Source organism: Psychrobacter sp. TB55-MNA-CIBAN-0194, assembly GCF_040309505.1.
Lineage (GTDB): Bacteria > Pseudomonadota > Gammaproteobacteria > Pseudomonadales > Moraxellaceae > Psychrobacter > Psychrobacter fozii.
Window position 1 is genome coordinate 72,190 of record NZ_JBEOOW010000007.1, and the last position, 24,782, is coordinate 96,971.

Here is a 24,782-nt window from a genome sequence, read left to right on the forward strand (position 1 = left end):
AGAAGCCGTATTAAAAAATACATGATGAGAGAGTGAATTAGAGTGATTTTTGATTGACGCGCTTGGATAGTTCTTCAGTGCTTTCTACCCGTTCAGAGTAGCGATCGGTCAGATAGGCTGAGCGCCCACGAGTCAGCCAAGTAAATTTCACCAACTCCTCACAGACATCAACAAGACGCAGATATAAAGGTGACTTATCCATGCGATCGTCATCGTTAAATTCCAAAAATGCCTTGGGGATAGACGATTGATTCGGGATAGTAATCATGCGCATCCAACGACCAAGGATACGTAGCTGATTAACGGTATTGAAGCTTTGACTACCGCCACTGACTTGCATCACTGCCAATGTTTTACCTTGGGTCGGACGCACGCCTCCCAATGATAGTGGAATCCAATCGATTTGTGCTTTCATGATACTGGTCATGCTGCCATGCCGTTCTGGACTTACCCAGAGCATACCCTCTGACCACTGTGCCAGCTCTCGCAGCTCTTGCACTTTGGGATGATCTGCATCGGCAGCATCAGGCAGTGGCAAGCCCGTCGGATCAAATGTCCGAACGTCACAACCATACCAACGCAATAATCGACTTGCCTCCTCGCTTGCCAGCCTAGAAAATGAGCGGGCACGCAAAGAGCCATATAGCACCAATATTTTGGGTGGATGGCGCAAATCATTTGGAGCAATCAACGCTTCAATATCAATCGCTTGAATTTCACTTGCAGCAATATTAGGTAATTCATCTAAATTCGGTACATTGTCTAAGCCAGACTGTTCTGTGTTAGCGTTTGCCATGATGAATGACTTCCCCATCTTCTTTAGTAAAACGACTCACTGGATGCTCTAGCAACTCAAACACTCGCTCTGATGGACGGCATAACGCGGCGCCTTTATTTGTGAGCACTATAGGTCGGTTGATTAAAATAGGATGGGCAATCATCGCATCGATGATCTGATCATCAGATAATTCAGGATTGTCTAATCCTAATTCATCGTTAATGGACTCTTTGCTTCGTAATAGCTCTCTTGGCGCGATATTCATTTTTGCCAATAGTTCTACCAAGTATTCACGGGCTGGTGGGGTTTTCAAGTATTCCACTACTTCAGGATGCTCACCTGAAGCATGCATAATGGCTAAGGTATTACGAGAGGTTCCGCATTTGGGATTATGAAAAATTAATGATGTCATAGTGATTTCACTTATTGTCTGAATATGTTGTTTGAATTCTGAATATATTATTTGAATATAATCAATAAAATTGATTTTGACGTTATGTTTGTCTTACAGATTCGCTCAATAATGGCATTAGATACTGTCTTAAGCTTTATCTCAAATATAGTCTTAAGAGTTATCTTACTTGCTGTTTGAGTCATTAGTATTAACGACCCCACATCCACTTAGACTGTCCATAAGGGACGCACACAATTCTGGATGGCCCGCGCAGCAGTCCTGCAATAGAAACTGAACGACAGCTTCCATGTGCGATAGCGAAGCACGATAGATAATCTGTCGGCTGTGGCGTTGTGAAACCACCCACCCTGCTCGTGCCAGCACTGATAGATGCGCTGACATGGTGTTATGTGGTACGGATAATTGACGGGCAATTTCACCCGCAGGCAGTCCTTCAGGCTCTTGACTAACAAGCAACCTAAAGGCTTTTAAACGAGTATCTTGAGAGAGCGCAGCAAAGCTTGCGATAGCATTATTTATTTCCATATGTCCAATAATATAGACATATTAAAATTATTCAATATTTTTTAATAAAATATTTGTACAAAACTGACCTTATCTATCATCAAAACTTGAAATCATTGCAAAAACTGCAATAGGGTCTTGCAAGATAATCAAAATCGGCATAGGCTAATCTATTTCGTTTTTATATTCATATACAACCTGTATTAGGGATCATTATGCTGTCAAACTGGGTACGAGCCATCTTACAAGCCACCGTCTATGACGTTGCGATTCAAACACCACTTGAAGCGGCACCCAAGCTGACCCAACGTTTTGCTAATGACATTCGTTTTAAACGCGAAGATTTACAACCCGTCAAGTCCTTTAAATTGCGCGGTGCCTACAACCGTATTAGCCAATTGAACGATGAGCAAAAAGCGCGCGGTGTCATTTGCGCATCGGCGGGCAATCACGCACAAGGCGTGGCCTATTCTGCTCGCAAACTTGATCTTAACAACATCATTGTTATGCCGACCACCACGCCTGACATCAAAGTAGATGCCGTGAGAGCACTGGGTGGCAATGTTGATTTGCATGGCGACAGCTTCGATGAAGCCAACCGTTATGCAATCAATCGTGCTGAGACCGAAGGCTTAACCTTTATCCCGCCTTACGATGATGAATTGGTTATTGCTGGACAAGGCACTATTGGTCTGGAGCTGACCCAGCAGTGGCGCAACATGGACTACGTTTTCGTTGCGGTTGGCGGCGGTGGTCTCATCTCTGGTGTCGCGGCCTTTTTAGGCGCAGTGGCTCCACATGTCAAAGTTATCGCTGTAGAGGCTGAACAATCTGCTTGTTTAAAGGCAGCACTGGAAACAGGTGAGCGCGTTAAGTTAGAACAAGTTGGCTTATTCGTCGATGGTGTGGCGGTTGCTCAAATTGGCGAGCTGCCTTTTGAAGTCGTCCGTACACAAAAAAGTGATAATTCAGGCCCTATCGTCGAATCTGATGTGATTACCTGCACCAATGATGAAGTCTGCGCCGCCGTCAAAGATATCTTTGAAGAAAACCGTAGCATCGTCGAGCCTGCTGGCGCCTTGTCTGTTGCAGGCATGAAAAAATATATCGCAGCCAATAACCTGCAAGGCAAAAACTGTGTCGGTATTATCTGCGGTGCCAATATGAATTTTGACCGTCTGCGTTATATCGCTGAGCGTACCGAAATCGGTGAGAAAAAAGAAGCCATCTTTGGCGTGACTATCCCTGAGCAAACGGGCGCTTTCTTAAACTTCTGTCGTAGCCTGCATGGACGTAATATCACTGAATTTAACTACCGTGCTGATAGCAAAAAATCACCAGACTCTATGGAGCCTGCCTCGATATTCGTCGGTATCGCTTTAAAAGAAGGGGATAAAGAGCGTCAAACTATCAGCAATCAATTGGCTGCTGATGGCTACACTGCCCATGATTTAACCGATGATGACATTGCTAAATCTCATATCCGTCACTTGATCGGTGGTCATGCGCACGTCGAAAACGAGCAGTTATTAAGTGTGGTGTTCCCAGAACGTCCAGGCGCATTGCTTACTTTCTTAGAGAAGCTTGGTGACGATTTTAATATTACCTTGTTTCATTATCGCAATCACGGTGCCGCTGAAGGTCGCGTACTGGTAGGCCTACAAGCCTCAGAGAGCAACTCTCGCCAGCTACAAGACGCGCTGCTTGATATTGGTTACGACTGTACGATGCTCAATGACAATATCGGCTATCAATTGTTTTTGAAATAATAAAGCAGGTATCAATCACTCTCTACTCTGTCAGTTTTTTAATCCATTAAAAGGCTGACAATAGCGAGCGGATGGTAGCAACAGTTAGTTTTTAACAGTTATTGGTGAGTATAATGCCATGATGAAAAATATATTAATGATACTGGTACTGCTGGTTTTGGTAATTGTGGGTTATAAACTTTTTCAACCTGAGCGCGCACCGAGTAGCTCTATTACGGATTCATCCAATACGCCTCCAGTAGGCGCTGCACTAACCACTGCTGACTTTGATGAGATACAACCAACGTATGTCGATTTAGACCCAAATTCAGAAGCAGTCCCAGTAATCACTTCAACGACAAATTCACAGCCAACAACGTCAAGCTTTTCATGTGATGGTAGACAACATTGCTCTCAGATGACCTCATGCGAAGAGGCAACTTACTTTACACAACACTGTCCCAATACAAAAATGGACGGCAACCATGATGGCGTACCTTGTGAACAGCAATGGTGTAACTGATTTCTATAAACTATAAATGCAATATATCCCCTATCCAGCCCATCAATCACAAAAACTTATTTACAAATTTAAAATATGCCCTAATCTCATTAAGATTAGCTTATTTTAAATAAATACAGACATCCATATAGAGTAGCTGTTATGCAGAATAATACAAATAACAAAACCCAAGGCTTAGCTAAAATTCGCCTTGATAAGTGGCTTTGGGCAGCACGTTTTTATCGAACACGCACACTTGCCAAACAAGCCATCGAAGGTGGACGAGTTCACTACGCTGGTAGCCGTGTAAAAACCAGCAAAGAAATTATGGTCGGAGATGAATTAACCATTCGCCAAGGCTCAGCCACTGCCATGACTGAAAAAACAGTCATCGTGGAAGCGCTAACCACTCAACGTGGTAATGCGAGCGCAGCTGAAGTATTGTATTCAGAAACTGACGAGAGCGAAAATCGTCGTGCCTATCATGCAGAGCAACGCAAGCTTGCCAATCTCGCTCGCCCTGATAACAAACCCAACAAAAAAGAGCGTCGTGACATTCAGCGCTTTAAAAGCAAGCAAGACTAAAATACCGCCATTATTACACTGAATCATAGACCATATCGCCATCAATATTGTGTCATATGACCATATTGTTCAGCCTACACTCTTGCCATTTACAGCATTAACCGTTACGCTGACAGCCGATTCAATCAATTGCATGCTGATAAAAGCCGCACTAATAATGCTGGTCTCTTATGGCATGTTTTTTTTGTTATACAAGGTCATATTATGCTGATGAAAACCTGTACGCCATCGTCTGTATTATTGGTTTGTTTAGGAAATATTTGCCGTTCACCAACTGCTGAAGAAGTGTTTCGTCAGCAAGCAGCGATTGCTGGATTATCAATAAAAGTGGACTCTGCAGGCACAGGGGATTGGCATATCGGTCATAAACCCGATGAACGAGCACAGCGTCATGCCAAAGCACATGGTTATAAAATCAATAAACTCATCGCACGCCAAATAAATACCGATGACTTCCGCAATTTTGATTTGATTTTGGCAATGGATGCGCAGAACTTAGCCGACTTGCAAGCGCTCAAAAACAATCTAGCAGATACTGAAAACAGTATGGCCAAGCTGGCATTATTCAGTGAAGAAGACCCAACGTATGGCGGTGCTGATGTGCCTGACCCTTATAAGGGTGGGGCCGATGACTTTGAAGAAGTCATTGAACGTATAGAATCAAGCGCACAAGCTTGGATTGAAAGCTGGAAAGCTTGCTAGCGATAAAAGCTAGATTTACACGCCTTTTGTGTCTCGCATCCTTTATAATGATTACTATGTAATTTTTTATCTATTTGCCATATGAGCTACGTTATGACCTCAGCTTCATGCCTTAATTCTAGTGCTCAACTTGCCACGACAACGGTTTCAGCAGCAAAATTATTGCCTAGCGAGTCCGTTGATCTGTCACACAGCAATACTATGGCACTGACCTGTATCGCTGACTATTTTGTGACGTTGACAGATGAGGCTCAACTTGACACCTTTATGGCAGACTATGCAAAAAACACAGAGCAACAAAAGCCATTGTTTGTGCTGTCTGGTGGTAGCAACGTATTACTGCCAACACAACTAAATGCAATCGTGTTACAGCCGAAAATGCGCGGCATAAGCTTGACCGCCCAGACGGATCGTTACGTCGATATTGAAGTGATGGCAGGCGAAAACTGGCATGATTTGGTTGTCCATACGGTCAGTCAAGGTTGGTACGGGTTAGAAAATCTTGCGCTAATACCTGGCCTCACTGGCGCTGCACCGATACAAAATATTGGCGCTTACGGTGTCCAGCTAGAAGACCACTTACAGTATGTCCGTGCTTACCACATGCCCACGCAGACGTGGCATCAGCTATCAATCGCAGACTGTGAGTTCGGCTATCGCGACAGTATCTTTAAACGGACTCCCAATACATGGCTAATCAGCCGTGTGGGGTTCAGATTACACACAGATATAAGCAAAGTGTTAGCCAGTTACGGTGATGTACAGACAGTCGCACAACGCTATGCTGAACAGCAAGACCGAAACAAGGCTACTCCTGCTGATGTGATGCACGCTATTATAGATATTCGCCAACAGAAACTTCCGGATCCCAAACATCTGGCTAACTGTGGCAGTTTTTTTCAGAATCCGATTATTCCCCAAGAGCAGTTCATTGTGTTACAAGCCTCTTATCCAGCTATCGTTGGTTATCCAATGCCTGATGATAAAATAAAAGTTGCAGCCGGTTGGCTCATTGAACAGGCAGGGTTAAAAGGTGGTGGTATTGCACCCATTGTCACCCATCAGCAGCAAGCACTGGTACTCACCAACCATGCCCCTTATCAGGCAACCCAAGAAGATGTCGCGATAGCACAGCGTTATATCACTGATGCGATCTATGAGAAATTTGCGATTCAGTTATCACGTGAGCCGGTTTGGGTAAATACTGACAGCTCGATTGGGCATGATGAGCATGTGGCCTAAAAAGTCACGGTCTAAGCGGCTGTTATCTAAGCGATTATGGCATTATTACTTGCGTTCAGCTGAACGTATGATAACGCTTTTTCGTATTATCAATATTACCTTTTTGCTTGGCTCCACAACTGTTATTTTAGTCCTCATTAGTTTATTCACCCCCTTATTCTCGCAATCGATTGTTTATCTATTTACGCTACTTCCCTTGCCAAAGATACCTTCTGGAGCGGTGAGCTCTCCACCGACGGCCTATGTAGTATTAGGCGGAGGACTGACCAACGACCAGAACAATCAAATTATTTTAAACAGCTATAGTCTCAATCGTGCTCGTACTGCTGCGGGCGCTTATCACGACCTGCCCTTACCTATTGTGCTCAGTGGTGCTGAAGCGCCTTGGCTCGGTCAATGGCTCATCGAGCATGATATTGATGGACTGATAAGCGAAAACGCCAGTATGAATACTTGCGAAAATGCACGCTTTACCGCAAAGCGTATACCACTACGTCACGTCTACCTCATCACTGATAGCTACCATATGGCACGCGCCCGTAGACAGTTTGCGCTAAATGGTATCAATACCACACCTCTCAGCGCTCCTCTGCCAGTTGGTCGAGACTGGGAAAAACCTGCACAGAATCTAACTCATTCACGGCGCGCCGTTTATGAAGTTGCCGCTTATTTGCGTGATGTAATACGTCCGCAGATGGATTGTCGTCATGCTAAAGACGTAACTTCACAGCAGCTATTAACGCCTAGAGGCAATGCGGCAAAGTCACCTACAGAATAGAACTGAATTAGCATTTGAACTGGATTTTATTTAATGATGAGCATAGCTAGCAGCTATTTCACTTTTATGTTCACAGGCAATCACCACATTAATAATAGGTGTATAATGCCACCAGAAATTGCTATCTAAGAGACTCTCCATGCTCAGTATATTTTTATTAATTCCGTTAAGTCTCATGTTATTTGTGGTTGCCATTTGGGCAGTACGTTATGCGGTAAAATCAAACCAATTTGAAGACTTAGACAATGCATCACAGCGCATTATATTAGATGATCGTCAAGAGCGCAGACAAACCATGCAAGCTCATGAGAATGCTACATCTACTAAGCAAGCAAATGGTAGTGCTGCAACTGATACAGCTGGTGATAAAAAAAACGCTACTGACACAGATTCCGTCAACCCTTCTAATATTGATAGCAATCCAAAAATATAGCTTCGAGAGATAGTCGGTTCGAGATCATTTAGAGGCAAATAAGACAAATTCAAGTGTTACATATAATAGACTGAACAAGCCTAGCACCTTGTCTAATCAATATAGAATTGACCATATCTTGACTATACGTGACTCACGATTATGTTTCGTCAATACCATCTATTTAAGTAGATTCAATCTTTCACTGTTTTTAGGAGAATCACCCCATGACCACAGCTTTGCTCGTTGCGGCATTACTAATGGGATTTTTTGGTTCACCACATTGTTTGGGTATGTGTGGTGGTCTTGTGACAGCGTTTGGCCTATCGATGAAAGATGCCAGTCCTGCTAAACGCCGCGCGCTTGTCGCCACATATCATCTAGGCCGTTTGAGCAGTTATGCATTATTGGGCTTAATCGCAGGATTGATTGGAACCACTGTACTAGCGCCATTAATGATGGGCAATAGTATGCCACGTATTTTATTAGGCTTAGTACTGGTGTTTGTTGGTATCACCATGCTTGGCGCACCATTTTTGAACAAACTTGAACGTTTTGGTATGCGTTTTTGGCAGTATCTAAGCCCGCTGCGTCAAAAAGTATTCCCGCTCAACACGTTTCCACGTGCACTAACTGCTGGCTTGCTTTGGGGTTTCTTGCCTTGTGGGTTGGTTTATGGTGCCTTACTTATTGCCGTAGTTGCTCATAATCCATTGAATGGTGCGGCACTCATGTTTGTCTTTGGCTTAGGGACAATACCGATGTTGGTCGCCACACACGAAACAGTTGGCTGGTTACGTGACAAAATTGGACGCTTTCGCCTAAGACAGCTAAATGGCGCTGTCATGGTCATATCAGGTTTGGCCGTCGCGGTCGTGCCGATGGTCATGTCAAGTATGCATGGTGGGCATGATATGTCTAATATGCATGGCGATCATATGCAAATGAGTGACTCAGAAATGATGGACATGCCTATGGACGCAGACATGGGTCACAGCAATCACCATATGATGCCAGCGGATGACAGCACATCTCACCAAGGCATGGATCATAGTATGCATGATATGAGTGATGCGTCAATGGACATGAATCATAATGAGCACTCTGAAACGATGGAACATGCTCAATAGAGTCATCGACCACAGATATAGTCAGTGAATTACTAAACCGCTACGGCGTTATCCTCCTTAGATGTACTACTTGTACATCTAAGGAGGCTGCCTTGTACCCATTTTAGAGTTCTTTGACTATATTATTAAAATGTAACATTGCGTGCTATCAAAGCTTGACGTATAAAAAAGCCCTTAACATCAGTATGAATGTTAAGGGCTTTTATCATTTTATTCGCTGCACACTATAGTTAATTCAGTTTAAAAGAAAGTCAAGGCAACCGAGTGCAGATGTATATGTAATACTTCCAGCAAGGTTAACGCTGTCACTCTTTTATAGAGGATTGACTACATAGAAAAACTAGCAGCTTTAAAAGTACTACTCTTGCCATTGCTCAAGCGAAAACTTAGTATCCAAATGCTTTTCTAAGGCGGGTACATTAAACGCGTCATCTTCACTCACGAAGCTAATGCTGATACCGGTTTGCCCAGCACGTCCTGTACGACCGATACGATGCACGTAATCGTCTGGCTGATCAGGCAAGGTATAGTTAACCACATGACTGATATCGTCGACATGGATACCACGTCCTGCGACATCTGTTGCGACCAAGATAGAAGCATGGCCATCTTTAAAGCGCTGTAGATATTTTTCACGTTTTTGCTGAATAACATCACCTGACAGCATCACGATTTTGTGGTCTGCACGCAGCTTATGATATAAACGCTTAACTTGGTCTTTACGGTTGGCAAATACAATGACTTTGTCCACTGCAGGATCACTAATAATACGCTGCAAGGCTTCTAGTTTCTGATCTTCTGTCAATAAGTAAAAGTGCTGATCGACCAACTCACTGGTTTTGTGCTCAGGCTCAATTTCAACAAACTGCGGCTCATGCAACCAGCGATAAGCCAAATTCATGACATCTTGGTTAAAGGTGGCAGAGAATAGTAAGCTCTGACGGTCTGTATTGGCTGGCATCCGGCCTACCAGACGCTTAATATCAGGAATAAATCCCATATCCAACATGCGATCTGCTTCATCCAACACCAGTACTTCAACGCGATCTAAATAGACCATGCCTTTATTCGCAAGGTCAATCAAACGTCCAGGCGTCGCGACCAAAATATCGACATATTGACGCTCAAGCTCATGCTGCTGGGTTTCATAATTAGTACCACCCATGATACACACGCTATGTAGCGCCGTATATTTGGTCAAAGCGATACAATCATCAAATATTTGCTGGGCAAGCTCACGGGTGGGTGCCATTACAACTGCACGCGGCTCACCTAAATAGCGCTCTTCATCATTGGTAAAAGGACGCTTAAGCAATGCCTCCATGATCGTTAATAGGAAAGTTGCCGTCTTACCAGTACCTGTTTGAGCCTGTCCAATAGCGTCTTGATTTGCCAACGTATGTGGTAGTATTTGTGCTTGGATAGGCGTCAATGCAGTAAACCCTAAATCACTGACAGCACGTAATGTCGGTGCTGAAAGCGGCAAATCAGTAAATGTCGTAAAATTACTCAAAAAAATATCCTTTTTGTATTAATCACTTGTATGTTGTTCATCGTAAGCAAACGCATTATCAAACGTTATAATACTATATAGCGTCACCAATAATCATTTCCATATCAAATCTATAGATAGCGGATAGTCATGCAGACATAAAAAAGCCAAGCCCGATACTTACTCTGACCTAATATGCGGAGATTCACTCAACATAGGTAAGATAAGACGGGCTTGACTCAGTAGTATATCAGTAGTTTGTACAGACATTATAGCTAAACCGCTCTAATGACCGGATAGATTACTCGTCTACTTTTCTGACTTCTTCAGCTTGAAGGCCTTTTTCGCCTTCTACTACACTGAATTCAACCTTTGCGCCATCTGTTAAAGAGCGATAGCCATCACCTTGAATCGCGCGGAAATGGACAAAAATATCTTCTCCGCTATCACGTTGAATGAAACCAAAACCTTTTGAGTCATTAAACCACTTAACAGTACCTTGCTCACGAGCTGACATAATATTACTTCCTAAAAAAGTCCGCTTAGCCCCAAATTCCTTTGCAACATTGCATACAAACGGGATCTAAGATTATGAAATCAAAAAACTTAAGAGTCCTACACTAACCACTATTACTAAAATATAGCTTTTATGATAGACAATTATCTCTACAAACATTCTTTACGCTTATAGAGACAATAAGGGACTTTCATATTAGCCTTACTTTAGCTATAGCAACAAACTTGCAATAATTATTGCATAAAAAATATCATAGCACGGGTTTTTAGCAACATAAAGACTTTCAGCATGCTTTTTTACTTTCAGGTTGATTTTTCATGTAATTTTTTTATAACCACTACTAGCAAGCTGCTATCATAAACAAATAAGCACCATTGGGTGACATAATTCTCTTTTTCTACGACCCTTATGCCTTACAATAAAGAATAAACCACTCCCTTTACCTAATCGCTATAGAGACCAGTATGACGACCTCTTCACAATCTACCGCAGCATCAAAGCCTTCTAGTCAGAGCAACAGCAATACACTCACTCATAAGCTGCTGTTGGTTAACGGGGTCAATCTAAATTTATTGGGTAAGCGTGAACCTGATATTTATGGTCATGCGACGCTTGCTGATATCGAAAAACGTTTGATTGCGCGTGCTGCTCAGTATGATATCGAATTGATTTGCATACAATCAAACCATGAAGGTCAGTTAGTAGATGACATCCAACATCATGGATTGTTAGCAGATGCAACAGTGCAAGTAGATGCTATTATCATCAACCCTGCTGCATTTACGCATACTTCAGTTGCTCTACGTGATGCCCTATTGGCCACACAAAAGCCATTTATAGAAGTACACTTATCTAACGTTCATGCACGTGAGCCTTTTCGCCATCATTCTTATTTGAGCGATGTCGCAGTCGGTGTGATTTGTGGTTTGGGACAGATAGGATATCAAATGGCACTAGATTATTGGCTCAACAACCTCTACTCTATCAATCTTAGCGACTAACATTTATCGGTTTTTTGAAGTGGTGGTTTTAAGTGCTAATAATAATTGCTTATATGTACTAAAGATGGCTCAGTTAAACGGTAACATTTTGATTAAAATAATAGCATTATGGCTGAATAAACAACCCAATATACGGTGATATGAATGGCAAAATCGTCTGGAAAGCGCTTTATGAAACTCGCCGGCATGACTGCAAGTATTGCCGGAAAAGCAGCTAAAAACTCATTTAAGCACCTATCAAGCGATGAAGAGAAACGTCTGCAAGCACGCTCGGAGCTCATGCAAGATGTGGGCATTCAAATAGCCGAGACGCTTGGTGAAATGAAAGGCGCCGTCATGAAAGTGGGGCAAATCGCGTCACAATATAAAGACGTGTTCCCACCTGAGGTTGCCACAGCTCTAGAAAAGCTGCAAAAAGATGCGCCGCCTATGCCATACGCACAGATACAAGCTCAAATAGAACGTGAGCTCAAAGCGCCTGTGGGAGAATTATTCAACGAATTCGAAGAGACACCATTTGCCGCTGCCTCTATTGGACAAGTGCACAAGGCAGTATTGCCCTCTGGTCAAAGAGTCGTCGTCAAAGTTCAATATCCCGATGTGGATGAAAACTGTGATAGTGATCTTAAACAAGTACGCATGGCTTTGAAAATCGCTGGTGTGCTCAATATGAGTAAGCAACTACAAGAACAGTTGTTTCATGAGATTCGCCAAAGTTTGCATGATGAGTTGGACTATATCAAAGAAGCGCATAACTTACGCGTATTTGGTGCGTTTCATGCAGAGGACGAAGGTCTTATTATTCCGAAAGTTATTAGTAGCCACTCATCTAAACGGATTTTGACACTGACTGAAGAGATGGGAGAAACGCTAACCGTCGCAGCGAGTTGGGATAATGATATCAAACAAGAAATAGCCAAGCGCCTATTTCATTTTACTGCAGGCCAGCTGTTTGGATTGTACCGTATGCACTGTGATCCACATCCTGGCAACTTTGCCTTTCGCAAAGACGGCAGCGTCGTGGCTTATGATTTCGGTGGTATTCGCAGTTATAGTGACAACGAGGTTCAACTGTTTCGACGTTTCGCTAAACATGCGATCAAAAGTGACGTCACTGCTCTTGAGCAAGATTTGGTGGCGCTAGATATTCGCCGTGATGATGATAAAAACATCCCTGGTGAATTCTATGAGAAATGGCTATCCATTGGCCTAAAGCCCTTCTCTATTGAACCTTATCAAACAGGTACTTTCGATTTTGGTAGCAGTCAAATACACCACGAAGCCATTGCACAAATGCGAACATCTTTAAAGTATTTTGGTCAATTTCAGCCCTCTGCAACGACCATGATGCTCGACCGAACCGTGTCAGGGCAGTATTGGAATTTGGTCAATCTGGGCGTAGATATTGACTTATCGCCGCTTATCAGTGAGTACATCGATATATAGCATTGCACTAAGTAGAAAAACACATCAAAGCTGCTAGGCCATACTAAACGTGCAGCGCATGTCCACAGCGATCACAAAACTCTGCTGCGATGGCGTGACCAAACTTACCACAGTTGGGACAAGTAACAGGATTTAGTTGAGGACGCATATTACGTGCTAGCTCAGAAGTGAAAATACCTGTGGGTACGGCAATGATCGAATAACCCGTAATCATGACCATGCTCGCAATCGCTTGACCAAGCGGGGTCTTGGGTGACATATCACCATAACCTACTGTAGTCATCGTAACGACCGCCCAGTAGATAGACAGTGGAATACTGGTAAAACCGTTTTCTGGTCCTTCTACTACGTAAATAATCGAACCAAAAATCGTGACTAGTAGTACGAGAGATAAGAAGAATACCGTGATTTTTTGCTGACTGGTCTTGAGCGCCGAGGCCAAAAAACCCGCCTGCTGCATATAAGCTTTGAGCTTGAGTACGCGAAAGATACGTAAAATGCGCAAAACACGTATGACGAGTAGATACTGCACACCTACGAACATTAGGCTTAAGTAACTTGGTAATACGGACAACAAATCCACAACCCCAAAGAAACTAAAAACGTAACGCAAGCGATTGGGGGCTGAAAATAACCTTAAGGCATATTCCATCGTAAATAAAATGGTAAAAAACCATTCTGCGTAAAAGAATATGGTGCCATACTGCAGGCGCATATATAGCACGCTATCAAGCATCACCACAGCCACACTGGCCAAGATTGCAATCAATAATACAATATCAAAAAGCTTGCCTAAACGAGTGTCCGTGCCTTCAATAATGACATGGATACGGTTACGCAAGTGTGTAATGGCTTCGGCAGTGAGTTGCTTCATAGAGTCAGTAACTTCATAAAATCAATGGCTTGATGGCATCCAATGACTTAAAATGTGATGGATAAGGCCAAGTTAGTCAAAATACACAAAACTGGTTTATAATATTGCTCACTTATCACAGTGAATACAATCTATAAGTTGCCACAGTGTAGCAAAAAAGCACTCTCAACAACATACAAATCGTTAACGTGTCAGTAGCTCTATTACGTAAAAGAGATAGACTATCTATCTGATAAGACACGTGACTTAGTATGAAAGATGATTATTAAACACTTTTTTTAAGCACAATAAATAGTACGCAGAACTTAAGGATGTTATATGGCAGGCCATTCAAAGTGGGCAAATATCAAACACCGCAAAGCTCGTCAGGATGCGGTAAAAGGTAAAGTATTTACCAAGATTATCCGTGAAATTGTTTCTGCTGCCAAGCAAGGTGACCCCGACCCTGATAAAAACCCGCGCTTACGTGCCGTGATCGAAAAAGCACTATCAGTCAACATGACCCGCGACACAATTAACCGTGCGGTCGATCGTGGTACAGGCGGCGGCGATAATGAAAATATGGAAGATGTCAGCTATGAAGGCTACGGCGTGGGCGGTGTGGCCGTACTGGTCGAGACCATGACTGACAACCTAAATCGTACGGTCAGCGAAGTACGTCATGCTTTTACGAAGAACGAGGGTAATCTTGGCACTACAGGTTCAGTGGCTTATCTGTTTACCAAACGCGGCGAAATCACCTTTAACGATGTAAGCTTAGAGGATGAAGTCATGCTGGCGGCACTAGATGCTGGCGCACTCGATATCGAAAATGATGGTGAAAGCTTACTTGTCATCACTGAATGGGAAAGCTTCGGTCAAGTTCAAGACGCGCTTAATGCAGCGGGTCTTGTTTCTGACAATGCGGAAGTAACCATGTCACCATCAACCATTGCCGAAATAGACAATGTTGAAGATGCCGAAAAAGTCATGAAAATGATTGATATGCTAGAAGATATCGATGATGTACAAGAGGTTTATAGCAATGTGAACTTCTCTGCTGACGTAATGGCACAGCTTGAAGGATAATTAATATAGTCTCAAATCTGGCCTATGTTGCTGAACTTTGAGACCTAAATATTAGAAATAACCTTTAGTATTAATCATTTAAACTTTAGAGCCAGACAGTTTCTTACTGTCTGGTTTTTTGTTGTCACAAGCCACCTTATGGATATTGTTTTTGTGAAAGTTGAGGAATATAATCGCACAAAAACAGTAATAGTTATTATTTGCAATAATGCGAATAATTAAGGACTCTCTATGAGTGTTACGATCCTCCCTTCTCAACGCCCCACTACCGATACGTCTACTCTTTCTGATAACAAAACCACATCATCTCCTGTGTGTTCATTACTGGATTTCGATAAGCGTCAACCTGCCATCATTGATGAGATTGTCGCCAATAGTCGGTTTGGTGAGATCGATGGGGCTATCAGTCAACGACTAAAAGACTTAGGGTTTTTACCCAATACGTTAATTCACATTGTAGCCAAAGGATTGTTTGGTAAACCACCTTATGCAGTGCAGCTGAGCACAGGCGCACAATTTAGCTTACGTGCCGATGAACTGATAAAAATACAATGCCGCGCTGTCACATAAAGGCAAATGATAAAAGGCACTAATTGTTGGATGCCCACGTGCTCTATCCAAACGCTTTTTTCATATAGTCGATTCCATTTAAAAGTAGTACAAGGCAACCGAGTGTATACGTATATTAAATACGTCAAGCGAGGTTAACGCAGTAACGCTTTTTTAGTGGAATGACAATACCAGCCCTTTAACAGCGATTCATAAGCTTATGACCTCTTCAGCAACCCTTTCAGTACCAGCCAATCAAATAAAAGCCAGCACTGCTCCTATAACACTGGCTTTGGTCGGCGCACCCAATTGCGGCAAAACAGCTACCTTCAATGTGCTTACAGGCTCTAAAGCTAAAGTGGCAAACTACTCTGGTGTCACGGTTGATAAACGCAGTGCTAGCCTACTTGGGCACTCAAATGTCAATATTTTAGATCTACCGGGCACTTATAGTTTAAAAACAGCCAGTCTCGATGAAGAAGTCACTCGTAAAGTACTGTTTGGTCAGATGCCAGGCGAATCTGTCCCTGATGGGATTATATTTGTGGCTGACGCAACCAATCTACGTATGTCATTACGTATGTTGCTAGAGCTAAAAAACTTAGGCTCACCCATCATCATGGCGCTCAACCTAAGTGATGTGGCACAAAGCCGTGGTCTGGTCGTCGATGAGTCGATACTAGCAAATGAGCTTGGCGTTCCTTTTGTCCAGACAGTCGCCATTAAACGTAAAGGCTGTGCGAAATTACTCACTTTAGCCGATGAGCTGATTGATTATATTGGTGATAGCGAGCAGCCCATACATTTTTTTGAGACTGATACTGACACCCATACGATGTACCAACAGGCTGACGATATTCTCAGCCGAGCCGTGACGGCAGCACAGCGTTTGCCCAGATGGCATGAACGTTTGGACCAATTGACACTTCACCCCGTGATAGGTGTTGTCATCTTATTAATGATTTTATTTGTCATATTTCAAGCAGTATATGCATGGGCCACACCGCTGATGGACAGCATTGAGTGGCTAGTAGGCAGCGTGGGAACTCTGTTATCACAATGGCTACCGGATGGAATATTACAAAGTCTCATTGTTGATGGCATCGTGGCTGGCGTGGGCAGCGTCGTGGTATTTGTGCCACAAATTGCATTACTGTTTCTATTTTTGTTGATACTTGAAGATTCAGGGTATCTGCCTCGGGCCGCTTTTTTACTAGACAATTTATTGGCCAAGATAGGACTGTCTGGACGCTCGTTTATTCCCCTACTATCAGGTTTTGCGTGCGCCGTACCAGCGGTTATGTCGACCCGTACTATTCCTAGTCATACAGAACGATTGGTAGCGATTGCTGTTTTGCCCATGCTAACCTGTTCTGCTCGTTTACCTATTTACGCACTCATTATTGCCGCTGTGATACCCAATCATACGGTACTTGGCATATTTAACTTACAAGGCATTACGTTATTTATACTATATGTGGCTGGCACGTTTTCAGCGGCGCTCATCTCTTGGCTGTTCAAACATTTTCATAACACAAAGTCAGAGTCTTCTGCTTTTCCGTTACTGATGGAACTACCCACGTATCGTATGCCCAATGTGAGGCATATAGCGGGTGAACTTTGGGACAAAGTAAGTGCGTTTCTAATGAAAGCCGGTACCGTTATTTTCACCTTGTCTGTTGTGCTATGGGTGTTGGTTACCTTTCCAGAAGCCCCTACTGGCACCGCTGGACCTGCTATTGATTACAGTTTTGCTGGTATGCTTGGCCATTTAATTGAGCCTATCTTTGCACCTATTGGCTTTACCTGGCAGATGTGTATTTCTTTGATTCCAGGGCTTGCAGCAAGAGAAGTTGTGGTTGCCGCTTTGGGTACAGTCTATGCCGTGGGCAGTGTCGGTGATGAAGCTATCAATCAAACGCTTATTCCAATCATTCATGCCCAGTGGGGACTTGCGACTGCATTTTCATTTTTAGCATTTTACGTATATGCGCCTATGTGTTTAGCCACGCTGACGGTTATCCGCCGTGAGACCAAATCGTTAAAGCAGACGTTGGCCATCACTGGCTATTTGTTTGTATTGGCTTATGTCATGGCTTGGGTAGTTTATCGAATAACGGGCCAAATTTTTGGATTCTAAGGAATTAATAATGAGTATATGGTTAGAATATTTTATCGTCTTTATAATCGTTGCCATTTCTATTTACTATGTATGGACAAAGGTTATATTTAAGAAGTCACAAGGGTGCTCTGGCTGTAATAAATGCACCAAATAAAAAAGCACCAAACCTCATAACAGGTTTGGTGCTCAATTGCTTTATAACTCAACCGCTTCATAAAAAGCAGATTGACGCTTATGGTTTACATGTAACGCCTTCAAGCGCTAATAGATATTCTTTTTTATCTAGCCCGCCTGTATAACCGCCAAGCTTACCGTCGCTAGCAATCACTCGATGACAAGGCACGATAATACTAAAAGGGTTTTTGCTATTGGCATTAGCAACGGCACGAAACCCTTTAGGACTATCAACACGCTTTGCTAATGTGGCATAGCTGATCGTTTCGCCATGATTGATATCTTGTAGTGCATGCCATACTTGCTGCTGGAATTTAGTGCCCAAGCTCATATTTATTGGCAGATCAAACGTCTGAAGCTCACCTTTAAAATACGCCGTTAATTGCGCAATGGCTTCTATTAACAATGCTTGAGAAGGTTCATTCTCGCTTAGGCTATTATTATCTATAAAGGTAAAGTCTTGCTCTGTAAGTTTATAATGCTTTTTGAGTTTGGGAATAGATTTTGAGTGCTGCCATGAGTTACCTGCCAGCAGCCAATTGGCCTCAACGAGCATAGGGTGACCATGCTCATTGACACGGGCGATTAGCGTTAATCGATGTGATCCAAAGGCTGCTGTGGTAACTATCATGGCATCTATTTCCCAATTGTCTTAAAAATGATTTACTAGGGCATGTCTTCAATTCAATCGATAGTCATCTAAATGGGTTAAAAATGGCTAAATCTTGCCAAACATCGTCAAATAGCTGGTTAATATCCCGATATCATCTGCGCTATTTTTCTTGTTTGACGGCGATTTATCTCATTTTTATCACCATTTTTGAAATGGAGACACGCCCTAACTGAAAACAGCTATTTTATTCTTTATCATCAGTCTCAAATAATGCGGCAACAAACTGTTTTGGACTAAAGGCACGTAAATCATCAATCGACTCACCCACCCCAATATAGCGAATAGGCACGTCCGTTGTCTCAGCAATATTAAAGACTACGCCACCTTTTGCCGTACCATCTAATTTGGTAATGGTAATACCAGTCAATGGTACGATTTTATTAAATAGCTCTACTTGGTTAATCGCATTTTGTCCTGTACCAGCATCAAGCACAATCATGCCTTCATGTGGCGCGCTTGGATCAGCTTTACGCATGACACGTACGACTTTTTCTAGTTCAGCCATCAAGTGAGTTTTGTTTTGCAAACGACCAGCAGTATCCGCGATTAACACATCGATGTTTTTTGCTTTGGCAGACTGCATGGCATCGAAGATGACAGACGCACTATCAGACCCATGACCTTGTGCCACTACTGGTATGTTATTACGCTCACCCCATATCTGTAACTGCTCTGTCGCAGCAGCACGGAACGTATCGCCCGCTGCTAACATGACTGATTTACCTTCACCTTGTAAGCGCTTAGCAAGCTTACCAATCGTTGTGGTTTTACCCACACCATTGACACCCACGACTAAGATGACAAACGGCTTTTTGGTGCTATCAATCACTAAAGGTGCGACTTTCGGGGTTAAAATATCGACCAGCTCACTTTGCAATGCTTTATATAATGAGTGTGCATAAATCAAATCACCACGGGCAGTCTGTTCAGTGAGACTTTTGATAATACGATTGGTTGCATTCACCCCAATATCGGCAACAAGCAGCTGATCTTCAACTTCTTCTAATAGCTCGTCATCAATCTCTTTGCCACCGATCAGGATACTGACCATACCTTCGGCTAGGTTTTTACGTGACTTACTCAGCCCCGTTTTCATACGATTAAACCAACTGCCTTTTTTATTGTTTTCTTGGCTCTCTGCTGATTCTGGCGCTGTCTGAGTTACCGCTTGCGTATTGCTATTGGCATTAATATTAGCATTGCTACTTGCAGCACTAACAGCTGATGTATCCCCTAACTGATCCTGTAGTGGCATGGTTGGCGCAGTAGAAATAGTCGCGGCGTTATCTTTATTAACTGTATCGCTTTCGATTGGCGAACCCAGAGCGATATTATCTGCTGCATTAGCGACGGCATTGATACTTGGTATTTCTTTATTTACCGTGCTGTCTTTTTGCGCTGCTGCAACATCGACAGTCTCATCGATAATGGGTACGGATTGTGCCGATAGACTGGGTAAAGTAATATCGTCGTCATCCAAGTCATCAAGATCTCCATCGAGGTTAATGACCACACGGCTATTATTGTTTGGGTTATTCATAAGCTTGCCCTAAAAGTTATCACAATCAGTTATTTGTTTATTTTAAATGGGTTTATCGGTCATGATGTTTTGACCATCGACATGACAAATAATTTTGCCCTAGTTTAGCATAATTCAGGTTATGCTCAGCCCTTACCGTCATAGACTATCGTCAAAATTTATAAGTTTAAGAGATCATATAACCGACCGAGAAAGTTTTGCTTAAGGTTTGGACACAAAAATCTGACTTTACACATGTTAAACTTCACCTACTCTACCAGTCTTACTTCCTTGTTCTAGCGTTTCATTCTATACCTAGAAACCACTTTGGTTATCACCTTTTAGGAGTTACCTATGTCATCACTATCTAACACTTATAAAAAACATGCACAGAAAATAATTAGTATCAGTACCGTAATGCTGATAGCGACCGCCACACTAGCAACAACAGGCTGTAACACCACACATGATATCAAGCCAACCGCTACTGTTATGGTTGGTGCACATACTTCTCTATAGCACTTTATCACGACAACTAAGGCCTATTAGACATTCACAAATTGTCAGTGCTTTTCTAACGTTAAATCGTCTGAAAAGTTCAATCGTCTAAACAATAGCCATTGTCTGTCTATACCATAGCTGAATAGTGAACCTGTCCTAATATATTGTTTGATTTATCAATCATCAGTTTACAAGCTATCATTTTATATGAGTAGAACACATCATGACATTGTCTTTACCACTACCTAAAACCGCTTTACGCATTGCTTGTTCCATCGCAATGATGACGACCCTTGCCGCTTGTCAAACCAATGCTATCGATCCGAAGCCATTGTCTACCGCTCAAACTCCAGTAACTCCGAGCATATTGAACCAAGATAGAGCAGGTCAAAACCAAACGACCAATGACAATCAGTCATCATCATTAAACATGGACATGTCCGGTCGACATGAGTATCAGTTAGAGAACGGTCTGAAAATAGTGATAAAAGAAGACCATCGTGCACCAGTGGTCATGTCTCAGATTTGGTATCGAGTAGGTTCAACTGATGAGCCAATCAATAAGGGTGGTATCTCTCACTTACTTGAGCATATGATGTTTAAAGGCACTACTGACGTGTCAAGTGATGATTATGAGCGCTTAATTGCGAAGTTTGGCGGCGTCAATAATGCCTTTACGAGCTACGACTATACGGGTTATTACGAGCTGTTCCCTGCCAACCGATTCCCCCTAGCGCTTGAGCTAGAAGCAGATCGCATGAAAAATCTACTGTTCAATGAAAAAGAGTTTGTCAAAGAGCACCAAGTTGTCATGGAAGAGCGCCGTCAACGTACCGATGACAATCCACTGGCAAAAGCATACGAGTCATTTCGTTTACTCGCACTGCCTGATAGTCCAAAAGGTGAGTCCGTCATCGGCCCCATGAGCGAGCTTGAATCAATAACGCTTCCAGAGTTAAAAGACTGGTATCAAAAATGGTACGCGCCAAACAATGCAACCTTAGTCATCGTCGGTGATGTCGACCCTCAAGACGTGTTGGCTCAGGCCAAACGATACTTCGGTGAGCTAACGCCGAGCACTTTACCGAAACGCCCTACTGTCAGCCAAAAAGGCTTCCGTGGCTATCAGAAAGTCGACTCCGAGCAAGCCGTACAAGTACCGGTTTTATTAATGGGCTATAACGTACCTAGCCTCGTCACAGCAGGTGAAAATAATGAAAAACAAGCGTATGCGCTCTCACTGGCTCAAGATGTATTAGATGGTGGCTTGTCTGCTCGCCTTGAGAGTCGACTGATACGTGAGCAAGGACTACTGACCACAGTAGGAACGTCTTATGATTTGCTCGATCGCGGCGATGGTCTGTTCCTAATTCAAGCAACTCCACGTGAAGGCGTGAGCTTAGAACAAGCACAGCAAGCCATTATGACTGAGATAGAGAAGCTAAAAACCGATCCAATTGCTGCCGACGAAATCAGTCGTGCCAAAACCAACACAGTGACAGGGCTTGTCTACGCACAAGACAGCATGGAAGGTCAGGCACGTATGATTGGCTCATTACAGTCCATTGGACTGGATGACAGACTGCTTGCCGAGCTACCAGCCAAACTTGATGGCATCTCGATCGCTGATATACAAACCGCCAGTAAAAAATATTTAGTAAAAGACAATTTAACGGTCATGCATGTCATCCCGCCTAAAGACCAAGCCAATACAAAGAAATAATGGTGTGGTGACTGTGCCAATCATAAAGACGTTACTATTAATAAGAAGAAAACCATGACTCAAAATAATGATTTGTTGCAGACAAGAAGAAAAACTCTAATTCATGCACGAATGCCAATACAACGATCAAACACCGCCTCTAAAAAGCTCTCTCAACTGAGCATGGGCATATTATTCGGTATGACGATATTAACGATACCTGCACAAGCGGACTCAGCGGCTACTGAAGAATACCGCGGCTCAGCGGCTGCCGTCGATACGAGCGCACCCATTGCAGCACTATCAAAACTGACCAGCCTAAAGGATGCCAAATCTTTAACCGTCAACGTACCGACGATTCAGCAGTTCAAAACCAAATCGGGTGTACCTGTACGCTTTGTACAAACAACAACATTACCAATTGTCGATGTCGATTTACGCTTTAATGCGGGTAGCGCACGTGATGGCAGTATCCAAAAAGACGGCTTTGGTATTGCTAATATGACAGCTACCATGCTGACTCAAGGCTCTAAAAGCTTGGATGAAAACAAATTCACACAAGCAGTTGAAACATTGGGTATCAATCTAGACAGCAGTGCCTATAAAGACATGTTTATCGTCTCATTGCGGAGCTTATCTGATGATAAACATCTACTGCCTGCCATCGATTTAATGACTCAGATGCTCAGCGAACCTGCTTTTGACGATGATATTTTAGCGCGCAACAAAGCACGATTATTGGTCGGTTTGCAGCAACAAAAACAAGATCCCAATAGCCTTGCCAGCATTGCTTTTGATCAGGCGCTATACGGGGAGCACCCCTATGCTCATCCATCCGCTGGTACGCTTGAAAGCGTCCCTAATATCGGCAAACAACAGCTGATAGATTTTAAAAACCGTTATTTAGTCGCGGCTAATGCTTCGCTTGCTATGACAGGAAATCTAACCCTAGCACAAGCAAAAAAACTGGCTGAAGATATCACTACCAAGCTACCAATAGGTCAAATGGCAACGGAGTTACCTGAGCCGAAATCACTAAGCCAAGCAAAGCACATTCATATTCCATTTCCGAGCACCCAAACTACCGTACTGATGGGCCAGTTAGGCAGCAAACGCGCTACCAATACAAAAGATCAGCAGCAGCAAACAAACTTTGCTGTCGGTAACGAAGTGATGGCTGGGGGAGATTTTAATGCACGGCTGATGACTGAAATTAGACAAAATCTTGGTTACACCTACGGCATATCAGGATCTATGAACCCAATGCTCGCAAAAGGCCCATATCAGATTGGGTTTTCAACCCGTAATGATAAAGCTCGTGCTGCCATTGATGCCAGTTTAGAGGTTATCAATGATACTTTAGATGAGGGTATTACCAGTAGCGAGATGCAGCTGACAACAGATGGCCTTAAGAATAGTTTTCCAATGGGATTTGCGAGTAATGCGGGGATTAATGGTTTACTTGGTATGATGAATTTCTATCAGTTACAAGACAATTATCTGACCAATTACGTCAATCGTATTGACCAAGTAAAGCTGTCGGAGGTCAATCAAACAATGCGTGACACGCTAAAGCCTGATGATTTTTTAATTGTTACTGTCGGTCAGGATGACCCTTGGAAAGATAAGAAGTCTAAAAAGTAATTGCTTAGCTCAAGAGCGATGCCAGAAATAGCATCGCTCTTCACGTTTATCTTTAGTGATAAAGACAGTTAAGGGCATATTTAATTGGCAATCGTTACGGCAACGTCATAAATAAAATTTTCAGGCTTATAGTCTGCCCCATTATAAGCCAGTCGAATCACGTGCTTGTCGTAAGAGCTTACTTGATAATCACCATTGGCAAAGTTGTGTAATGTAGGGACTATTAATAATGCTTCGATTTGACGGTTGTTAACTTTAACAGAAATATTTTGACCTTCTTGTGGATATAGAAAATAATCACAATAATCATTTACCATAACTTCTGCAGTACGCTCAACAACCTGACTACCCACATTCTCTTGTATCAGTTTTGGACAAACATCTGAACGTTGTGAAGCCAATCGAGCATAAGAGTTTCGAATATTGTCTTCAATCTCTTGCGCCTCTTGTAAGGTTTTATCAGCATTGTTAGCAGTCACCTCTGTCATTGGCATACTGTCTTCAAAAATAGAATCTGGACTGCAAGCACTGATAAATAAAATTGAGAAAATGGCTGAACCAAATAAAACAATGCGCTTGTTATTTAACTTCAAAAATTTTTTGGCGGGCTTACAGGTATTATTATTTTTTGCTGAGTACTGCTTTTTCATAAATTCTACTTATAATAAATTTCTTGCAAAAGTATGGAATTACCAAGATTGACA

General features: G+C 42.7%; 25 protein-coding genes and 1 pseudogene. 17 read left to right on the forward strand and 9 right to left on the reverse strand.

Annotated elements, in window-relative coordinates:
• Positions 1-37: 37 nt before the first annotated feature.
• The 3 genes from arsH to AAEY75_RS09710 all read right to left on the reverse strand — a co-directional run bounded on the left by arsH (position 38) and on the right by AAEY75_RS09710 (position 1,718).
• Positions 38-796, reverse strand: a complete 759-nt coding sequence (arsH, locus tag AAEY75_RS09700) for an arsenical resistance protein ArsH (RefSeq protein WP_352259475.1) — start codon at positions 794-796, stop codon at positions 38-40.
• Complete coding sequence (arsC, locus tag AAEY75_RS09705; protein WP_197217401.1) at positions 783-1,190, reverse strand: arsenate reductase (glutaredoxin); 408 nt, start codon at positions 1,188-1,190, stop codon at positions 783-785. The genes arsH and arsC overlap by 14 nt, the downstream gene beginning before the upstream one ends.
• A gap of 165 nt (positions 1,191-1,355) precedes the next feature.
• On the reverse strand, positions 1,356-1,718 hold the full coding sequence (locus tag AAEY75_RS09710) for an ArsR/SmtB family transcription factor (RefSeq protein WP_197217402.1): 363 nt from the start codon (positions 1,716-1,718) through the stop codon (positions 1,356-1,358).
• Between the two features lie 194 nt (positions 1,719-1,912).
• On the opposite strand from AAEY75_RS09710, the gene ilvA reads away from it, so the two are divergent.
• The 8 genes and pseudogenes from ilvA (at position 1,913) to AAEY75_RS09750 (ending at position 8,796) form a co-directional block, all read left to right on the forward strand.
• Positions 1,913-3,466: a threonine ammonia-lyase, biosynthetic gene (gene ilvA / locus AAEY75_RS09715; protein WP_197101379.1), complete on the forward strand. Its 1,554-nt coding sequence runs from the start codon at positions 1,913-1,915 to the stop codon at positions 3,464-3,466.
• A 361-nt stretch (positions 3,467-3,827) separates the two neighbouring features.
• Positions 3,828-3,968, forward strand: a pseudogene (locus AAEY75_RS09720) (excalibur calcium-binding domain-containing protein); the annotation flags it as partial.
• A gap of 141 nt (positions 3,969-4,109) precedes the next feature.
• Positions 4,110-4,532, forward strand: a complete 423-nt coding sequence (locus tag AAEY75_RS09725) for an RNA-binding S4 domain-containing protein (protein WP_352259476.1) — start codon at positions 4,110-4,112, stop codon at positions 4,530-4,532.
• A 204-nt stretch (positions 4,533-4,736) separates the two neighbouring features.
• Positions 4,737-5,234 (forward strand): low molecular weight protein-tyrosine-phosphatase, encoded by a 498-nt coding sequence (locus AAEY75_RS09730; RefSeq protein WP_352259477.1) that lies wholly within the window; start codon positions 4,737-4,739, stop codon positions 5,232-5,234.
• A gap of 93 nt (positions 5,235-5,327) precedes the next feature.
• Positions 5,328-6,476: a UDP-N-acetylmuramate dehydrogenase gene (murB, locus tag AAEY75_RS09735; RefSeq protein ID WP_352259478.1), complete on the forward strand. Its 1,149-nt coding sequence runs from the start codon at positions 5,328-5,330 to the stop codon at positions 6,474-6,476.
• Positions 6,477-6,525: 49 nt separating this feature from the next.
• On the forward strand, positions 6,526-7,254 hold the full coding sequence (locus AAEY75_RS09740) for a YdcF family protein (RefSeq protein WP_352259479.1): 729 nt from the start codon (positions 6,526-6,528) through the stop codon (positions 7,252-7,254).
• A 139-nt stretch (positions 7,255-7,393) separates the two neighbouring features.
• Positions 7,394-7,687: a cbb3-type cytochrome oxidase assembly protein CcoS gene (ccoS, locus tag AAEY75_RS09745; RefSeq protein WP_197217405.1), complete on the forward strand. Its 294-nt coding sequence runs from the start codon at positions 7,394-7,396 to the stop codon at positions 7,685-7,687.
• Between the two features lie 206 nt (positions 7,688-7,893).
• Complete coding sequence (locus AAEY75_RS09750; protein ID WP_352259480.1) at positions 7,894-8,796, forward strand: sulfite exporter TauE/SafE family protein; 903 nt, start codon at positions 7,894-7,896, stop codon at positions 8,794-8,796.
• A 358-nt stretch (positions 8,797-9,154) separates the two neighbouring features.
• Here AAEY75_RS09750 and AAEY75_RS09755 read toward each other — a convergent pair whose 3' ends face one another.
• Together AAEY75_RS09755 and AAEY75_RS09760 are read right to left on the reverse strand one after the other, a co-directional pair.
• The gene (locus AAEY75_RS09755; RefSeq protein ID WP_110923793.1) at positions 9,155-10,309 is read right to left on the reverse strand and encodes a DEAD/DEAH box helicase; all 1,155 of its coding nucleotides are present in this window, start codon (positions 10,307-10,309) and stop codon (positions 9,155-9,157) included.
• Between the two features lie 280 nt (positions 10,310-10,589).
• Positions 10,590-10,805 carry a cold-shock protein gene (locus AAEY75_RS09760; RefSeq protein ID WP_110923792.1) on the reverse strand — a complete coding sequence of 72 codons (216 nt, stop codon included), beginning with the start codon at positions 10,803-10,805 and terminating at the stop codon, positions 10,590-10,592.
• Positions 10,806-11,269: 464 nt separating this feature from the next.
• On the opposite strand from AAEY75_RS09760, the gene aroQ reads away from it, so the two are divergent.
• Together aroQ and AAEY75_RS09770 are read left to right on the forward strand one after the other, a co-directional pair.
• Positions 11,270-11,806 (forward strand): type II 3-dehydroquinate dehydratase, encoded by a 537-nt coding sequence (gene aroQ / locus AAEY75_RS09765; RefSeq protein ID WP_197217407.1) that lies wholly within the window; start codon positions 11,270-11,272, stop codon positions 11,804-11,806.
• Between the two features lie 144 nt (positions 11,807-11,950).
• A complete protein-coding gene (locus AAEY75_RS09770) occupies positions 11,951-13,252 on the forward strand; it encodes an ABC1 kinase family protein (RefSeq protein WP_110923790.1) in 1,302 nt (433 codons plus the stop codon).
• Positions 13,253-13,295: 43 nt separating this feature from the next.
• On the opposite strand, the gene AAEY75_RS09775 is transcribed toward AAEY75_RS09770, so the two are convergent.
• Entirely contained in the window at positions 13,296-14,126 is an 831-nt protein-coding gene (locus AAEY75_RS09775) for an ion transporter (protein WP_110923789.1), read from the reverse strand.
• A 318-nt stretch (positions 14,127-14,444) separates the two neighbouring features.
• Here AAEY75_RS09775 and AAEY75_RS09780 point away from each other — a divergent pair, with 318 nt between their 5' ends.
• The 4 genes from AAEY75_RS09780 to AAEY75_RS17540 all read left to right on the forward strand — a co-directional run bounded on the left by AAEY75_RS09780 (position 14,445) and on the right by AAEY75_RS17540 (position 18,019).
• Positions 14,445-15,194, forward strand: a complete 750-nt coding sequence (locus tag AAEY75_RS09780) for a YebC/PmpR family DNA-binding transcriptional regulator (RefSeq protein ID WP_194196659.1) — start codon at positions 14,445-14,447, stop codon at positions 15,192-15,194.
• Positions 15,195-15,425: 231 nt separating this feature from the next.
• Complete coding sequence (locus tag AAEY75_RS09785; RefSeq protein ID WP_197101367.1) at positions 15,426-15,764, forward strand: FeoA family protein; 339 nt, start codon at positions 15,426-15,428, stop codon at positions 15,762-15,764.
• Between the two features lie 199 nt (positions 15,765-15,963).
• Positions 15,964-17,883, forward strand: coding sequence for a ferrous iron transport protein B (gene feoB / locus AAEY75_RS09790; protein ID WP_352259481.1), 1,920 nt, complete (start codon positions 15,964-15,966; stop codon positions 17,881-17,883).
• Positions 17,884-17,893: 10 nt separating this feature from the next.
• Complete coding sequence (locus AAEY75_RS17540) at positions 17,894-18,019, forward strand: FeoB-associated Cys-rich membrane protein (RefSeq protein WP_502944400.1); 126 nt, start codon at positions 17,894-17,896, stop codon at positions 18,017-18,019.
• 78 nt (positions 18,020-18,097) lie between these two features.
• Here AAEY75_RS17540 and AAEY75_RS09795 read toward each other — a convergent pair whose 3' ends face one another.
• Both AAEY75_RS09795 and ftsY read right to left on the reverse strand, forming a co-directional pair.
• Positions 18,098-18,670, reverse strand: a complete 573-nt coding sequence (locus tag AAEY75_RS09795) for a methylated-DNA--[protein]-cysteine S-methyltransferase (protein ID WP_352259482.1) — start codon at positions 18,668-18,670, stop codon at positions 18,098-18,100.
• A 226-nt stretch (positions 18,671-18,896) separates the two neighbouring features.
• Entirely contained in the window at positions 18,897-19,808 is a 912-nt protein-coding gene (gene ftsY, locus AAEY75_RS09800) for a signal recognition particle-docking protein FtsY (protein ID WP_227680899.1), read from the reverse strand.
• Positions 19,809-20,585: 777 nt separating this feature from the next.
• Here ftsY and AAEY75_RS09805 point away from each other — a divergent pair.
• From AAEY75_RS09805 to AAEY75_RS09815, 3 genes are all read left to right on the forward strand, one after another.
• The gene (locus AAEY75_RS09805; RefSeq protein WP_197101362.1) at positions 20,586-20,750 is read left to right on the forward strand and encodes a hypothetical protein; all 165 of its coding nucleotides are present in this window, start codon (positions 20,586-20,588) and stop codon (positions 20,748-20,750) included.
• A 205-nt stretch (positions 20,751-20,955) separates the two neighbouring features.
• Positions 20,956-22,455, forward strand: a complete 1,500-nt coding sequence (locus AAEY75_RS09810; protein ID WP_413786947.1) for a M16 family metallopeptidase — start codon at positions 20,956-20,958, stop codon at positions 22,453-22,455.
• A 54-nt stretch (positions 22,456-22,509) separates the two neighbouring features.
• Positions 22,510-24,078 carry a M16 family metallopeptidase gene (locus tag AAEY75_RS09815; RefSeq protein ID WP_197217416.1) on the forward strand — a complete coding sequence of 523 codons (1,569 nt, stop codon included), beginning with the start codon at positions 22,510-22,512 and terminating at the stop codon, positions 24,076-24,078.
• Between the two features lie 80 nt (positions 24,079-24,158).
• On the opposite strand, the gene AAEY75_RS09820 is transcribed toward AAEY75_RS09815, so the two are convergent.
• Positions 24,159-24,728, reverse strand: coding sequence for a hypothetical protein (locus tag AAEY75_RS09820; protein WP_110923783.1), 570 nt, complete (start codon positions 24,726-24,728; stop codon positions 24,159-24,161).
• Between the last annotated feature and the right edge of the window lie 54 nt (positions 24,729-24,782).